17 protein-coding genes are annotated in these 14,078 nt (G+C 34.5%); 10 read left to right on the top strand and 7 right to left on the bottom strand.

Going from position 1 to position 14,078, the window contains the following annotated elements:
* Window positions 1–11: 11 nt before the first annotated feature.
* The 7 genes from DESAMIL20_RS06670 to DESAMIL20_RS06640 form a co-directional block, all read right to left on the bottom strand.
* Window positions 12–3,095, bottom strand: coding sequence for an efflux RND transporter permease subunit (locus DESAMIL20_RS06670; protein ID WP_086034028.1), 3,084 nt, complete (start codon window positions 3,093–3,095; stop codon window positions 12–14).
* Window positions 3,095–4,270 (bottom strand): efflux RND transporter periplasmic adaptor subunit, encoded by a 1,176-nt coding sequence (locus DESAMIL20_RS06665; protein WP_086034027.1) that lies wholly within the window; start codon window positions 4,268–4,270, stop codon window positions 3,095–3,097. Before DESAMIL20_RS06665 ends, DESAMIL20_RS06670 begins: the two co-directional genes overlap by 1 nt.
* Window positions 4,271–4,385: 115 nt before the next feature.
* Window positions 4,386–4,757 carry a carboxymuconolactone decarboxylase family protein gene (locus DESAMIL20_RS06660; protein ID WP_086034026.1) on the bottom strand — a complete coding sequence of 124 codons (372 nt, stop codon included), beginning with the start codon at window positions 4,755–4,757 and terminating at the stop codon, window positions 4,386–4,388.
* A gap of 15 nt (window positions 4,758–4,772) precedes the next feature.
* The gene (locus DESAMIL20_RS06655; protein ID WP_086034025.1) at window positions 4,773–5,138 is read right to left on the bottom strand and encodes a heterodisulfide reductase subunit A-like protein; all 366 of its coding nucleotides are present in this window, start codon (window positions 5,136–5,138) and stop codon (window positions 4,773–4,775) included.
* Window positions 5,128–5,337 carry an ATP-binding protein gene (locus tag DESAMIL20_RS06650; RefSeq protein ID WP_086034024.1) on the bottom strand — a complete coding sequence of 70 codons (210 nt, stop codon included), beginning with the start codon at window positions 5,335–5,337 and terminating at the stop codon, window positions 5,128–5,130. Before DESAMIL20_RS06650 ends, DESAMIL20_RS06655 begins: the two co-directional genes overlap by 11 nt.
* A 92-nt stretch (window positions 5,338–5,429) precedes the next feature.
* Window positions 5,430–6,473: an arsenic resistance protein gene (locus DESAMIL20_RS06645; protein WP_086034023.1), complete on the bottom strand. Its 1,044-nt coding sequence runs from the start codon at window positions 6,471–6,473 to the stop codon at window positions 5,430–5,432.
* A gap of 3 nt (window positions 6,474–6,476) precedes the next feature.
* On the bottom strand, window positions 6,477–6,821 hold the full coding sequence (locus DESAMIL20_RS06640) for an ArsR/SmtB family transcription factor (RefSeq protein ID WP_086034022.1): 345 nt from the start codon (window positions 6,819–6,821) through the stop codon (window positions 6,477–6,479).
* 546 nt (window positions 6,822–7,367) lie between these two features.
* Here DESAMIL20_RS06640 and DESAMIL20_RS06635 point away from each other — a divergent pair.
* The 10 genes from DESAMIL20_RS06635 to DESAMIL20_RS06590 all read left to right on the top strand — a co-directional run bounded on the left by DESAMIL20_RS06635 (window position 7,368) and on the right by DESAMIL20_RS06590 (window position 14,024).
* The gene (locus tag DESAMIL20_RS06635; protein ID WP_158090546.1) at window positions 7,368–7,766 is read left to right on the top strand and encodes a hemerythrin domain-containing protein; all 399 of its coding nucleotides are present in this window, start codon (window positions 7,368–7,370) and stop codon (window positions 7,764–7,766) included.
* A 211-nt stretch (window positions 7,767–7,977) separates the two neighbouring features.
* Window positions 7,978–9,168: an FprA family A-type flavoprotein gene (locus tag DESAMIL20_RS06630; protein ID WP_086034020.1), complete on the top strand. Its 1,191-nt coding sequence runs from the start codon at window positions 7,978–7,980 to the stop codon at window positions 9,166–9,168.
* A 12-nt stretch (window positions 9,169–9,180) separates the two neighbouring features.
* Window positions 9,181–9,546: a hypothetical protein gene (locus DESAMIL20_RS06625; protein ID WP_086034019.1), complete on the top strand. Its 366-nt coding sequence runs from the start codon at window positions 9,181–9,183 to the stop codon at window positions 9,544–9,546.
* A gap of 16 nt (window positions 9,547–9,562) precedes the next feature.
* Window positions 9,563–9,904 carry a DUF488 domain-containing protein gene (locus DESAMIL20_RS06620; RefSeq protein WP_086034018.1) on the top strand — a complete coding sequence of 114 codons (342 nt, stop codon included), beginning with the start codon at window positions 9,563–9,565 and terminating at the stop codon, window positions 9,902–9,904.
* Window positions 9,905–9,906: 2 nt separating this feature from the next.
* A complete protein-coding gene (locus tag DESAMIL20_RS06615) occupies window positions 9,907–10,332 on the top strand; it encodes a PAS domain S-box protein (protein WP_086034017.1) in 426 nt (141 codons plus the stop codon).
* 18 nt (window positions 10,333–10,350) lie between these two features.
* Window positions 10,351–10,536, top strand: a complete 186-nt coding sequence (locus tag DESAMIL20_RS06610) for a ferredoxin (protein ID WP_086034016.1) — start codon at window positions 10,351–10,353, stop codon at window positions 10,534–10,536.
* Between the two features lie 5 nt (window positions 10,537–10,541).
* Window positions 10,542–10,766 (top strand): cytochrome b5 domain-containing protein, encoded by a 225-nt coding sequence (locus DESAMIL20_RS06605; protein ID WP_086034015.1) that lies wholly within the window; start codon window positions 10,542–10,544, stop codon window positions 10,764–10,766.
* A 138-nt stretch (window positions 10,767–10,904) separates the two neighbouring features.
* The gene (gene hcp / locus DESAMIL20_RS06600; RefSeq protein WP_162287161.1) at window positions 10,905–12,539 is read left to right on the top strand and encodes a hydroxylamine reductase; all 1,635 of its coding nucleotides are present in this window, start codon (window positions 10,905–10,907) and stop codon (window positions 12,537–12,539) included.
* Between the two features lie 50 nt (window positions 12,540–12,589).
* Entirely contained in the window at window positions 12,590–13,606 is a 1,017-nt protein-coding gene (locus DESAMIL20_RS06595; RefSeq protein WP_086034013.1) for a DUF438 domain-containing protein, read from the top strand.
* A complete protein-coding gene (locus DESAMIL20_RS06590; protein WP_086034012.1) occupies window positions 13,599–14,024 on the top strand; it encodes a PAS domain-containing protein in 426 nt (141 codons plus the stop codon). The genes DESAMIL20_RS06595 and DESAMIL20_RS06590 overlap by 8 nt, the downstream gene beginning before the upstream one ends.
* Window positions 14,025–14,078 lie beyond the last annotated feature (54 nt).

Raw genomic sequence — 14,078 nt, 5'->3', positions numbered from 1 at the left:
TCAACTTGAAATTAGTCTTTTGTTATAATATAGTAAAAAAATGGCACATACACTAAGCTTAAAAATGTTCCTACAATTAAACCGCCTATTGCAACTGTTGCAAGGGGAGATAGCCTTTCCAATCCTATAGCCCACTGCAGAGCAATTGGTATCATGCCAACAGCTGTACCAAATGCAGTCATCATAATTGGCCTAGTTCTAATATTGACACTTTCTAAAATAGCTTCTTCTTTTGTATAGCCCTTTTCTCTGTATGTTTTTATAAATTCTATAATCAAAATTGAGTTTTTAACGATAATTCCAGCCAACAAAACAAAACCCATAATCGCTGGCAAGCACATATGTTTGTCAGATATCAACAGTGACCACGAACCACCTATTATAGATAATGGTATGGCTACCATAATTGCTAAAGGATCGGTCCACGACCTAAATACAGCAACAAGCACTAAGTATAACAACACCAAACCAATTAATATGGCTTTTGCCATTTTTGACATAGAGTCAGCCATAGTTTGTATGTCACCGGTTTGCTCTGATTTTACATTTGGTAAAATAAAGTTTTTGTGTGTATGTAGGTAGGATTGAAACTCTTTATTAAAGTTATCCATTATGTGGGATACAGCATGCGTGCTTCGATATCCGTAAATATCTTGTGTATAATCTAAAGCTTCGCGTGTAATAACTGTAGGTTCAGCTTTTTGTGAAAAGTTACCTAAAGCTTCCAAAGAAACAAACCCTTTAGGTGTTTTTATCAGATAACTTTTGAATTGTTCAATATAATTTCTTTGCTGAGATGGTAAAATGACTCTAATTAAGAACCCTGTTTCGTTTGGCACAGTGAATATGGAAGCAACTTGCCCTTGAAGACCAGCACTAACTTGCATCGCAACATCGTAAGGCGTTGTATCATAAAAAGCAGTCTTTTCTTTATCTATTTTAAACTCGTACTCAATTTTATCCATATCCCAGCTTTTAGAAGCGGATTTGACACCTTTTGTATTGTTTAAAATATTTAAAATTCCATTTCCTGCTTTATTGAGTGATTCAATGTTATCCGAATAAAGCGTTGTATCAAGATTTGCTTTTATTGAAGAAAGTGCAGTTGCACCATAATCAAACACATCAACATATTTAACATTTGGTAGAGTATGGATATAGCTTCGGATTTTGTCTTCAAGCTGCCAGAGAGATTCTTTTCTGTCAAACCTATTTACAAAATTTACCGTAATATTAGCCATTTGTGGAGTACCTGCGCTAACTGTAAAAACGCCAGGTTGTGTTCCAATTGCCGTTGAAATGCTTTTGACATGACCTAAAGAATATATATAGTGCTCTATCTTTTTCAGTTCGTTGTTTACTTGCCAAATAGAAGTATCGCTATTAAAGGTAATGTTTGCCTTTGCTATACCCGTATCCATTGGGGGCATTAAATCCCTTCCAGTAAACGGTATAATCCTTATGCTGATAATAAGCAAAACTATTAAAGCAATATTTACAGGGAGCCTTATTTTCTTTTTGTGTATTAAATCTTTTATCCACTCAATATAGATATTTTTAAGAGGGTTAAGCCAGGATACCATATATTGATTGATTTTTGATTCCCATTTTGATTTTACTTCTTTTTCCTTGCCTTTAAGGAACCTTATGCTTAAAATGGGTATTAGCGTAACCGATACGAAATATGAAACTAATATTGCAATTAAAAGCGTGCTGGCAAGTGGCCTAAAAATTTTTTCTGGGTAGCCACCAACGAACATCATAGGAAAAATTACAGCACTTGTGGCAATAGTACCGCCTAAAACAACAAGCATAACCTCTTTCGTGCCGTCAATAGCTGCTTGCATTGGTGGCTTTTTTAACTCAAAAAAATGCCGTTCTATGTTTTCTAAAATTACAATGGCATCATCAACAAGCATACCAAGTGCTAAAATAATCGCTGTTAATGTTACGATATTAAAACCTATACCAAAAATCCACATCAAAGCAATGGTAGCCAAATAAACAAATGGAATAGACAACGCAGAAATGATTGTCATTCGCAAGTCGGCTAAAAATAGAAAAATAACCAATGATGTGAAAATTATAGCGTCCCTAAGGGCAGCAAGCATATTTTCATTGCTTAATGTAACTAGTTCTTTTTGGCTATCTGCCACTTCTATATTTAACTGCGGAAATTGAGCCCTAAGTTTTGGTAATATTTTTTCTACACCAGATATAGTACTAAGAACGGCGCCACCGTAGGGTCTTTGAATGCCAAGTGCTATTGCTTGATGGCCATTTCCCTGATAAAGAGCATTTGGCGGTTTAATGCCAAATTTTATATTTGCAACATCGCTTAATTTTACATCTTTTGTAATATGAATATTTTTTAACTCATCTAAGCTTTTTGCTTCAGTTTTTAAAATGAATGTGTTTTGCATATTTTTATTAATCAATAAACCAAGTGGCATATCGTTGTTTGATTTTTGAACGGCACTAATGACATCTTGTGGTGATAAATTGTAAGAGCTTAGTTTATTATTATCAATCTGGATTTGTACTTCTTTCTCAAAGCCGCCAAAAACATCTACATTAGCGACAGCATTTGTTCTCAGTATCTCATCTTTTATTTGGTTTTGAGCAATGTATCCAACATCTGCTACAGATAAATGCGAGTTTTTCTTGGGACTTATACTAAGAACCATAACGGGTGGAGTATAGGAAGTTATTTCATAGATTTGTGGAGGCATAATATTGCTTGGCAATAAATTTTGGATCTTGCTCAATGAGTTTGCTACATCTGTTTTGGCTTCTATAATAGATTTAGAGTAGTGAAATTCTGCTGTTACCGTACAAAATCCATCATTGGAGGTAGAATATACCCTTCTTATGCCGCTTATAGTGTATAGCTCTCTTTCTATTACAGATGCTGTATGATCTGCTACATATTTTGCTGTAGCGCCAGGCTCTTGAACGACAACTGCCACCTGTGGTCTATCAGATGGAGGAAAAAGATCTCTTGGAATTACATAAAACCCTACTACTCCAAGCACAACAAAAGCAATTAGCACGGAAAATATAATATGAGGCTTTGAAATATACCATTTCAACATTAATTGCCCCCTCTATCCTCTACTAACTCTTGACCTTCATAAATTCTCTGTAGCAAAGATTCATCTCCCGCCACTGTCTTTTTAATGTTTTCTAGTTTTCCTTCAACGCACGCTTGGGTTGGAGTTTTTACTTTAAGTACAACTGGAACCAATTGTGCTTTTGAGTTTTTAATACCAATAACATATATGCCATCGATTTTTTTGACAATTGAATTAGCGCTAACTATAAAGCCTTTGCATTTCCCATCGTAAATATACACATCTAAATATGTATGAGCTGGTAGGTTAAAGGGGTTTTTAGAAACAGATAGTTTCACTGTTGCTAGGTTATTTTGGGATGATTGTAAAATATCTTCTACTTTAGCATTCATTGGTTTATCATTATAGTATGCAGTTTCTATATCATCTCTTTTCAATTTCAATGCTACATCAATTGGTGTAGTGACATAAATCAAATATCTACCAGAACCTACTAATTCAATAATGGGTTTTCCAACAATAGCAGTATCGCCTACATTAAGAAACTTATTTGCAACAATACCGTCAAATGGAGCCTTAAACTCACAATAACTTAAATTATCATTGAGGCTGTCTATTTGAGCCGATATTGATTTGATGTTATTTGCTAACTCGCTAGCCTTGCTTAAAGCAGCTTGTCTATTTGCTAAAGCTTGTTTATAAGAATTTTCCATGTCTTCGAGTTGAACTTTTGATATGACATTTTTGCTGTACAAATCTTTGTATCGTTCATAATTTTTCTTTGAGTTAATGTATTGAGTTGCAGAAGCTTCTATTTGTGTTTTAGCACTTTCAAGCTGATTTTGCAGTGCTTTTTGAGAAAATGACAGCGCAGAAATATTAGACTCAATATCTTTTGAATCAAGTTTAAAAATTATGTCCCCTTTTTTTACTTTTGTTCCTTCGTTTGCTATATAAATTACTGTAGAATTGAATTTTGCATTTACAAGCGCGTCGTTTTCGGGTCTAAATTCACCCAAGAACTTTTGAAAAGATTTGAGCTCTCCTTTGTGGATATAGGAAGCATCAACTACTAAGGGATACCTTGTAGGTTTTTCAAAGCTAGATAATTCGTGTTTTTTTCTAATAATAGAAAAGATTGCAACCAAAACAATTATTGTAATGATACCAAAAAATATCTTTTTGCTCTTTTTCATTTTAACCTCCGATAAATTACTTGGGTTATTATATTATAACAATTACAATTTAGTCAAGAAAAATTTATATTTTGGCAATACCGGGCTGGGGTATTCCAGTATTGCCAAATGGGGTTTACTTGGATAGGGATTCTAAGATGGGTTCTGCGAAGCCTATAACGCTTGAGTGTGCAGCATGTTTTACTATTTTGATTAGGGCAATTAGCTCTTCTTTTGTCGCTCCCAGAGTTAGAGCTGCGTTTAGCTGTGTCTTTATACATTCTGTGTCTTTCATAGCCAACGCTACAGCAAGAAAGATTAGGGTGCGTGTTTTTTCATCAAATGGTGAATTTTCATCTCCAACACTATTTTTTGAGCTGAAAGCCACATGGTAAATAAGTTCTGGAGCACAAACTTTTGCATAGCGTATTGCATTTGGTATGTTTTCTTGACCGCCTAATTTCTTTGCCATGAAACTTAAGATTTCATCTACAGATGGGTTTTGCATTTTTTATCTCCTTTTTTATTGAACTTTTTCATTTGCTAAATTTTTTATAGCCTCAATTGCTGAAGTTGTATCCATGTTTCTAATATCGACAGCGTGGTGTTTTAAATTATCAAATTGGGCTTCTTTTATTGCATCTTTAAACATCTTTTGCTGCATCCTAGGGTCGCATCCAGCTATGTAGATTTCATCAATATTTTTATTAGAAAGGAGTGTTTTTAAGAATTCATCGCCATCATCTGCGCATAGTTGAGGGTGCAGCGCCACAAAATCAAATATTTTATCTTTTCTTAATTCATTTAACACTTCAAATACATTCATGCTGTGAAATGAAGGACATGTTCCTTGACATACGCATAACAAGAATCCTTTTTTAGGTTGCATAAGCACCTCCGTAAGATATAGCGCCAAAATCACACGCGCCTTTTTGGCAACCTCTGCAATAATCAACACAAAGGTTTGGATTCTTTACAACAGGTTTGCCGTCTTCTTCAAACAATACATCATGTGGGCAAAACTTTACGCATTCCAAACACTTTGTGCATTTTTTGTAATTTATAATGGGATACCAGTTTTTTGACATAAATCACCTCCGAAATTAGAAAAGTTATTCTAAAACTGCGTATCCCCAGCCATCCCACCAGCAGTGACACAATCTTTTTCTTTTCATATACTTCATCCAAACAATTTAGATTTTGTTTTGGTTGCAAACCATACAAGTGCAAGCATTACAGGCACCTCAATAAGGGGACCAATGACGGTGGCCAGCGCCACTGTTGGGTTAAAAGCTGTAATTGCAATAGATATTGCTATCTCGAAATCTCTTCCGGTAGAGTTGAACGCTACAGCAACAGAATCTTCATAGTTTAATTTAAATTTCCAGCTTACCAAATAAGCACCAACAAACATAATAAAAAAGAAAATTATCATTGGGATTGCCATTTGCACAACAAACAACGGATTTTTCAAAATTAGGTCTCCTTTTAGGGCAAACATTACAATAAGTGTTAAAAGCAAGCCAACGATAGACATGGTATCAAGATAAAATTTTATTTTCTCAAACCACTGTTCTCCTTTTCTCTTAACGCCCAGTATTCTTGTTAAAATACCTGCAATAAGAGGTAGACCTAAATATAAAATAACACTTTCGGCAACGATAGTTACGCTAAAATTAATATTTCCCAAGAGAAACTTGGCATAGATTGGCAGTAAAACCATCTGTATAATTGAGTTTACCGCTACAAGTACGATTGCAAGTGGTGTATTGCCTTTTGCTAAATAAGTAAAAACTATAACCATGGCGATACATGGGGCTATACCGTATAATACCAACCCTGTATATAAATTAGGATCACCGCTTAAGAATATTTTTGCCAAGGCAAACATTAAAAAAGGTGCTATGGCATAATCAAAGAACATGACTAAAAAAAGCTGCTTTGGAGACTTTGCAGCCTTTCCTAAATCTTCGAATTTAATTTTTGCCATTGCAGGATAAATCATCATAAAAAGACCTATTATTATGCCTAAGGCTAATATATTTGGCAAGTTAAACTCATAGTGTCCTTTAAATATAGCAATTATTGCATCAATCGGTGGTGTGACAGTAAAATTTGATATTCCATAGAGTTTTCCAATGCCTATCCCAATAACCATAGATATAATTACAAAAATAGGCAGTAGTCTAAAGTTATGCAGCTTTTCAATAGCACTTTTTAGCATTAATTATTCTCCTATTTTACATAAATCTTTACTTAGATTCTTGAGTTTTTGATTATCGCTAAGTATAGTTTCATCGTCTTGTATGTATTTTATCAACTTTAATATATCGTCAATCAAATCTTCTTTTTTTGGGTTTATGAAATAATAAGACCATCTACCTTTCTTTACTATTTTGATAAAACCGTTTAGTTTCAGGATATTAAGGTGATTGGAAGCATTTGGCTGATTAATATCCAAAATTTGCATTATTTCGCATACACAAAGCTGTCTTTGAAGTAATAGATTTAAAATCCTTATTCGGTTTGGGTCCGATAAAGCTTTTATATTGTTAACAAACTCATCAAGCATATAAACCTCCTTTGCCAAATATATCATTATATCCGAATATGTCAATATATAGATTTGTGACATTTATCACATTTTGTTTGTGAGGTTAATCATTTAAAATACGGCATCAAGAAGGTAAGGTGAGCAGTGAAAAGTTTATTTTTGGGTAAGGTATCTATGTGAAAAAAGTTTAATCATATAGCTTTAAGTTTCTTTCTAGGTGGAGCGCTATTAGCATCAAGTGCAGCAATTGGATAGCTCATCTGTGCAAGCTATTATAGAGTCATACTAAGCTCCTTTAGTCATTGTGCTAGGTCTATTAACTGCTGCTTGCTAAAACCTTTTTGCGTGTTCAGGTGAAGAATTTTCATATAATACTTCTTGCAATATTTTTATTTTCAAACGGCATAGTAAGAGAATTAAAAAAGACGATAATGACAAATATTAAAATTTGTTAATGTTACGTTTTTAAATCATTAAAATTTTTATTGCTTTATGTTTGACATAAGTCAAATACTTTTACATTTAAAAATATACAATGTTAAAAATCACATTGGAGGGTTAAGTATGAGTAAGCTTATTGATGAGCTTTTACAAGAACACAAAAAACTTTTTTCTTTGCTTGATGAATTGCGCAATATAGGTAGAAAGGAGGTAAAAGAAAAACTTTTTGAAAGCAAAAATTTGTTTTTATCACATTTAGACAAAGAAGATAGGCTGCTTTACTCAAAATTTGATGAAGCAAAAAATTTAGGCGTTAATGTAGAAGAAAATGTTTTAAAGTTTAAAAAAGAAATGGAAGACATTTCTAAAGATGTGGTTAATTTCTTTGATACATATAAAGCGGGTATTGCAGATAATATTCAATTTGCAGGAGATTTTGGAAAGATTTACAGCATGATAAAAATCAGAATGACAAAGGAAGAGATACAGCTCTATCCAGTGTATGAAAAGCACTTTGGGTAAATTGATATAGATGATAATCAAAAAAGAAGAGTTTTTAACTAAAAAGTTTATCAAGTATGTGGAAATGTTGTGGCTCGAAAATATATTAAAAAATTAAAGATAGCAAAAAAGTTTGTGTCGAATGCGTAAAATATATATAAAGTTTGTCTTGAAGTTAGTAAAATTGTCTATATTTTAGTAATAATACTGTGTTTTTTAAAGGAGGCATATAATGGCTGTTCAGAAAGTAATCGAAGGTATTTATTATGTAGGTTCCAGACATTGGGATAGGCCAATTTTTGATGAGTTATTAGAGTTACCAAAAGGCACTAGCTACAATGCATATATTGTATTTGGTTCTCAAAAAACGGCTTTAATTGATACCGTTGATCCGTGCAAGACACACGAGCTTTTAAGGAATTTAGATGTATTGAATGTTAAAGAAATAGACTATGTTATTGCAAATCATGCAGAACAGGATCATTCTGGTTCGATACCCGCAGTATTAGAAAAATATCCAAGCGCCAAGGTAGTTACAAATGAAAAGTGCAAGGCTCTTCTTATAGATTTACTTGAGATTAAGGAAGATAAATTTATTACTGTAAATGATAACGATACGCTGTCTTTAGGCGATAAAACCTTGCAATTTATGTTTACACCCTGGGTTCATTGGCCAGAGACTATGTCTACATATTTAGTAGAAGAAAAGATGCTATTTACCTGCGATTTTTTTGGTTCTCATATAGCAACAAGCAGAATATTTGGACCAAAAGATGAAAAGCTAATTTATGAAGGTGCAAAGCGCTACTATGCAGAAATTATGATGCCATTTAGAAAAAATATTCAAAAAAACGTTCAGAAAGTAGAAGAACTAAATCCTTCCATGATTTTGCCTGGCCATGGCGTAATATATAAAAATCCTCAATTTATTATTGATGCTCACAAAAAATGGATATCAGATGATGTAGACAATGAAGCTTTAATAATTTATATATCAATGCACGGCAGCACTAAAGAGCTTGTGGACTATTTATCTGATATTTTAATTGAGCAAGGTGTCCATGCTAGACCATACAATATTGCTGAAGCGAGTCTTGGAGAGATTGCCATGGATCTTGTAGATGCTGCAACTGTTGTTTTTGCCTCTCCTTTTATACTAGCAGGTGTGCACCCTAAGATAATCGCAACCGCATATCTTGCAAATGCTCTAAGGCCAAAAACCAAATTTGCAGGTATAATCGGTTCGTTTGGCTGGGGCGGGAAAGGTGTTGAGCACATCAAAAGCAATCTTGCTAATTTAAATGTTGAGCTATTTGAGCCAGTATACATAAAAGGCAAGCCAAAGCCAAAAGACTTTGAACAAATAGCTGCTTTAGCCAAAAAAATTGCAGACAAGCACCGCGAAATCGGGATATTAAAATAGGAGACAAAACAAATGAATGAAAAAATACTTGAGATTTTAAAATATGAGGGTCCTGCACCTTTTGTGACAAATGGGAGGGATGGTGTTCACATGGTATCAACATGGAACAGCTACATAGAAGTTGAAGATAATAATTTTTTAATTCCTGTAGGCGGGTTGTACAAGACACAAGAAAATATTCAAAATGGCGGTGAAGTTCAAATGATCATAGGTTCGAAAGAAGTAATGGGAATAAGCCATATGGGAGCTGGTTTTTTGCTAAAAGGCACTGCAGTGTTTGAATTTGAAGGAAAACGTTTTGAAAAAACAAAATCGCGTTTTGAATGGGCTAGAGCCGTTATGGTATTTCATATAAACGAAGAATATGAGCTAATTTAGAGCAAAGGGTGGGGCCATGCTAAAGTTAAAAAGCGCATATGAGCATTACGAAGAATCAGACGGCTATAGAATACTTGTTGATAGACTTTGGCCAAGAGGCGTTTCAAAACAAAAAGCACATATAGATTTATGGCTCAAAGAAGTTTCTCCAAGCAGCGAGCTAAGAAAATGGTATGCGCACGATGAAGCTAAATGGGAAGAGTTTAAAAAGCGCTACTTTGATGAATTAAAAAATAAAAAAGAATTTTTAGACATTATCTTAGAAAGGGCTAAAAACCAAATAATAACGCTTGTTTATTCATCCAAAAGCCCCTTAAATAACGCAAAAGCGCTTATAGAATACATTGAGAGGAGGTGAGTATGAGTCAAAATTGTCAGATTTTAGAATCGATCTTTAACGGTGTAGGCGATTGTGTATTATTTTGCGATACGCAAGGTATTATTAGACTTTGGAGCAGAGGATGTGAAAAGATATTTGGATATAGCGCCAAAGAAGCTCTAGGCCAGAGTCTTGATATTATAATACCAGAAAAATACAGAAAAAGGCACTGGGATGGTTTTTTTAATGCTGTAAAATCAAAAATCAGCAAATATTCAGATGACTTGCTCTCTGTGCCTGCTATTGGTAAAAATAATAAATCTATATCCATTGATTTTAGCATAGCAATTGTCGAGCAAGACTCACAACTATTAGGCTTTGGTGCGATAATCAGGGATGTAACGCAAAGCTTTTTAGAAAAGAAGCAACTCAAAAAAGAAATAGAAGAGTTAAAGAATAAAATTTAATCAAATGGAGGCATAATTATGAGAGCTGTAATTGATGAGCAAACATGCATAGGTTGCGGTGTATGTGCGGATGTGTGCCCAGATGTGTTTGAGATGAATGAAGATGGTTCAAAAGCACGAGTAATAGCTGACAATTGCGATGCTAACTGCTGTGAAGAAGCAAAAGAATCCTGTCCGACAGAATCTATATCTTTGGAGGGCTAAGGGTTATGACGAAAGATGAATTAAAAAAATACAACGGCGAAAATGGAATACCAGTTTATGTGGCTTACAAAGGCAAAGTCTATGATTTAAGCGATTCTGGCATGTGGGTAGGTGGTGATCATATGGGTGAGCACACTGCAGGTGCAGATTTAACAGACGAAATAGAAGATGCTCCACATGATGACAGAGTGCTTGAGAAGTTTAAAGTAGTAGGGGATCTAGAAGAGTAGAGTTTGTTAATTAAACATAATCGAAGTTTCAGAAATAACTTGATAGTTTTTATCATGTTTTTTGACATTAATCAATTTATTTTAAAAAATAATCGTTAAACTATCATTAAGAAGATAAAGAAGGAGGTTCTTATGGCAATGTTTTGTTATCAATGCCAAGAGGCAATGCACGGCACAGGTTGCAGTGTAGAAAAAGGTGTGTGCGGTAAAGAAGACCATACATCTGATTTAATGGATGTGTTGATTTATAATTTAAAGGGTCTGTCGGTTATTGCTAAAGAAGCTATAACAAATGGGTATGATCCAAAACCTATTGGGAAGTTTGTATCCGAAAGCTTATTTATGACAATTACTAATGTAAATTTTGATGATGAGCGTGTTATAGAGCAGATTAAGCAAACAAACAATCAGGCTAAATTGATTAGTTCATTTTTAGCCTCTAAAGGAAAAAGCGTACCCAAATCAAACCTTTATGAGTTTGAAACTAAAGAAAAAGCGCTTGAGTTTTCTAAAAACATAGGAGTTTTAAGCGAACCAAACGAAGACATAAGATCGCTAAAAGAACTTATTGTATATGGCCTAAAAGGTATGGCAGCCTATTATGATCATGCAAGTGTTTTGGATTTTGAAGATGAGTCGATTACGAGTTTTATGGTAGATACGCTTGCAGATTTGACAAAAAATTTAAATGCAGATGAACTAATTGCGCTTGTTATGAAAACGGGTGAGTTTTCGGTTAAAACGATGGAACTTTTAGATAGGGCAAACACGGCTACATACGGTAACCCAGAAATCACTCAGGTAAATATAGGCACAAAAAATAAGCCAGGCATATTAATCTCAGGCCATGACTTAAAAGATATGGAAGAGCTGCTTGAGCAGTCTAAAGATTCTGGTGTAGACATATACACGCATGGTGAGATGCTGCCAGCCAATTACTACCCAAAATTTAAAAAATACGATCATTTTGTAGGCAATTACGGCAATGCATGGTGGCTTCAGACAAAAGAGTTTGAATCGTTTAATGGACCAATACTTATGACGACAAACTGCCTTGTGCCGCCCAAAGACTCCTACAAAGACAGAGTGTTTACAACAGGCGTTGTAGGGCATCCAGGCTTAAAACACATACCAGATAGAAAAGACGGCAAATCAAAAGATTTTTCACCGATTATTGAGATGGCAAAAAAATGCCCACCACCTACACAAATTGAAAGTGGCACAATCGTAGGCGGTTTTGCACACAATCAAGTGATGGCTTTAGCCGATAAAGTTATAGAAGCGGTTAATTCTGGTGCAATTAAGAGATTTGTTGTAATGGCAGGCTGCGATGGCAGGCACAATACAAGAAAATACTACACTAACATTGCAGAAAGTTTGCCAAAAGATACGGTAATTTTAACAGCAGGTTGTGCAAAATACCGCTACAATAAGCTAAATTTAGGTGACATAAACGGTATACCAAGGGTTTTAGATGCAGGCCAGTGCAACGATTCGTATTCGTTGGCTGTAATTGCTCTGAAGCTAAAAGAAGCCTTTGGGCTTGATGATATAAACAAGCTGCCGATTTCTTACGATATAGCCTGGTATGAGCAAAAAGCTGTAACTGTGTTTTTGGCACTTTTGTATTTGGGCGTAAAAGGTATAAGATTAGGTCCTAAGCTACCTGCATTTTTATCGCCAAATGTGGCCAAGGTAATTGTAGAAAATTTTGATGTAAAACCCATCGGTGGAGTTCAGCAGGACTTAGAACTTATTATGCAGGGAAAGTAAGTTTTATTTTAAGGGGGGCAAGAGAAGCCCTCCTTTTTTAGAGGTGAAAAATGCTTGATTATAAGCCAAAAGATAAGTTTAGTAAACTTACTCAAACTTATCCAAATATTACCGATTACTTGTATTCAAAAAATCCACTGTATAAAATGCTCACAAACAAAGTAATCGCTCAGCTTATGGCACCAAAGGTAGACTTAGCTCATGTTGCTGCAAGGGGTGGCTACAGCTTTGAAGAATTTTTAGATATAGTGGAAAGTGGTATAAAAAATGGTTTTGTAAATACAAAACAGCAAAGCGATTCCAACCTGCAAGAGTTAAAAACTCAGTTAAAAGCGGTGTTGAAGCAAATTTACAATAAAGAAAATGTCGAGGAAGCCAGAAAGCGTTTTAAAGATTTGATAGAAAAGGCCGACCCAGTACTTATTGCGGTAGTTGAAAGCGAACTTAAAAACGAAGGCTACACCACAGACGATTTAATGAAAGCCTGCGATGTGCATATGGAATTATTTAAAGAACAAATCTCAAGCTCAAGGCGGCGCATAGATAAAAATCATCCCCTTTATAGGTTGATCAAAGACCATGATACAATTATGATGTATATGGAAAAAGGCTTTGAATTGGCAAATAGCTTAAAAGATTACAATAGCTACACTGAAGCTTTAAATGTGATTAATCAGCTTGCTCAAACAATAAAATTGCAAAAGCAAGCCGAAGATAACCACAATACGCGTCAAGAAAATACGCTTTTTCCTGTGATTGAAAAATACGGAGTTGAAGAGCCCCCATCAATTATGTGGCAAGACCATGTAAATATGAAACAGGCAAGAAACCGCATTGAAAAATTGCTAGAAAACCATGAATCATTAAAGTATGAGGATTTTGTAGAACACTTAGTGGCAAATTACAGGTATATGCTTGAAACATTTGCTTTGCATACAAAAAAAGAACAAGAAATTTTATACAACGTAGCACTTGATATGCTCTCTGCTAAAGATTGGGCTGATATAAAAAGTGAATCGGACGAGCTAGGTTATTTTGAGCTGCCACAGGAGGTTTTAGATGAATGAAACAACACTAGAGCTTTTTGAAGATTTAGATATCAATGTATTGCTTAGAATTTTGGATAATCTGCCATGCGATGTATCATTTGTAGATAAAGACGATAATGTAGCGTATTTTAATCTGCCGCGCGAAGGCAGGACATTTGCAAGGACAAAATTGGATATTGGCAGAAAAGTGCAAAAATGCCATCCCCCAAAGAGTTTGCATTTAGTACAAAAAATTCTGGATGACTTTAAGTCAAAGAAGCGAAAATCGGCTGATTTCTGGATTAATTTTCAGGATAAGTTTTTATATATAATATATTTTCCCATTTATGATGAAAATGGAGAGTATTTTGGTACATTGGAAGTTATGCAGGATGTATCGCAAATAAAAAAATTAGAAGGCCAAAGGAGGCTTTTGGATGAGGAAAGCTCTCTTTGAATAAAAACCTTAATTAAAAAATTTAAGATAATTTTTAGATTTTTGACATATGTC

This window comes from Desulfurella amilsii, assembly GCF_002119425.1.
GTDB lineage: Bacteria > Campylobacterota_A > Desulfurellia > Desulfurellales > Desulfurellaceae > Desulfurella > Desulfurella amilsii.
Note: the sequence above shows the minus strand (reverse complement) of the source record. Positions and strands in the feature narration are given on the sequence as shown.

Bases quoted from the DNA above. Each gene is read 5' to 3' on its own strand.
- DESAMIL20_RS06615 (WP_086034017.1), top strand. From the start codon at position 9,907: ATGAGTCAAAATTGTCAGATTTTAGAATCGATCTTTAACGGTGTAGGC.
- DESAMIL20_RS06610 (WP_086034016.1), top strand. From the start codon at position 10,351: ATGAGAGCTGTAATTGATGAGCAAACATGCATAGGTTGCGGTGTATGT.
- DESAMIL20_RS06635 (WP_158090546.1), top strand. From the start codon at position 7,368: ATGAGTAAGCTTATTGATGAGCTTTTACAAGAACACAAAAAACTTTTT.
- hcp (WP_162287161.1), top strand. From the start codon at position 10,905: ATGTTTTGTTATCAATGCCAAGAGGCAATGCACGGCACAGGTTGCAGT.
- DESAMIL20_RS06625 (WP_086034019.1), top strand. From the start codon at position 9,181: ATGAATGAAAAAATACTTGAGATTTTAAAATATGAGGGTCCTGCACCT.
- DESAMIL20_RS06605 (WP_086034015.1), top strand. From the start codon at position 10,542: ATGACGAAAGATGAATTAAAAAAATACAACGGCGAAAATGGAATACCA.
- DESAMIL20_RS06655 (WP_086034025.1), bottom strand. From the start codon at position 5,138: ATGCAACCTAAAAAAGGATTCTTGTTATGCGTATGTCAAGGAACATGT.
- DESAMIL20_RS06595 (WP_086034013.1), top strand. From the start codon at position 12,590: ATGCTTGATTATAAGCCAAAAGATAAGTTTAGTAAACTTACTCAAACT.
- DESAMIL20_RS06590 (WP_086034012.1), top strand. From the start codon at position 13,599: ATGAATGAAACAACACTAGAGCTTTTTGAAGATTTAGATATCAATGTA.
- DESAMIL20_RS06650 (WP_086034024.1), bottom strand. From the start codon at position 5,337: ATGTCAAAAAACTGGTATCCCATTATAAATTACAAAAAATGCACAAAG.
- DESAMIL20_RS06645 (WP_086034023.1), bottom strand. From the start codon at position 6,473: ATGCTAAAAAGTGCTATTGAAAAGCTGCATAACTTTAGACTACTGCCT.
- DESAMIL20_RS06660 (WP_086034026.1), bottom strand. From the start codon at position 4,757: ATGCAAAACCCATCTGTAGATGAAATCTTAAGTTTCATGGCAAAGAAA.
- DESAMIL20_RS06620 (WP_086034018.1), top strand. From the start codon at position 9,563: ATGCTAAAGTTAAAAAGCGCATATGAGCATTACGAAGAATCAGACGGC.
- DESAMIL20_RS06630 (WP_086034020.1), top strand. From the start codon at position 7,978: ATGGCTGTTCAGAAAGTAATCGAAGGTATTTATTATGTAGGTTCCAGA.
- DESAMIL20_RS06665 (WP_086034027.1), bottom strand. From the start codon at position 4,270: ATGAAAAAGAGCAAAAAGATATTTTTTGGTATCATTACAATAATTGTT.
- DESAMIL20_RS06670 (WP_086034028.1), bottom strand. From the start codon at position 3,095: ATGTTGAAATGGTATATTTCAAAGCCTCATATTATATTTTCCGTGCTA.
- DESAMIL20_RS06640 (WP_086034022.1), bottom strand. From the start codon at position 6,821: ATGCTTGATGAGTTTGTTAACAATATAAAAGCTTTATCGGACCCAAAC.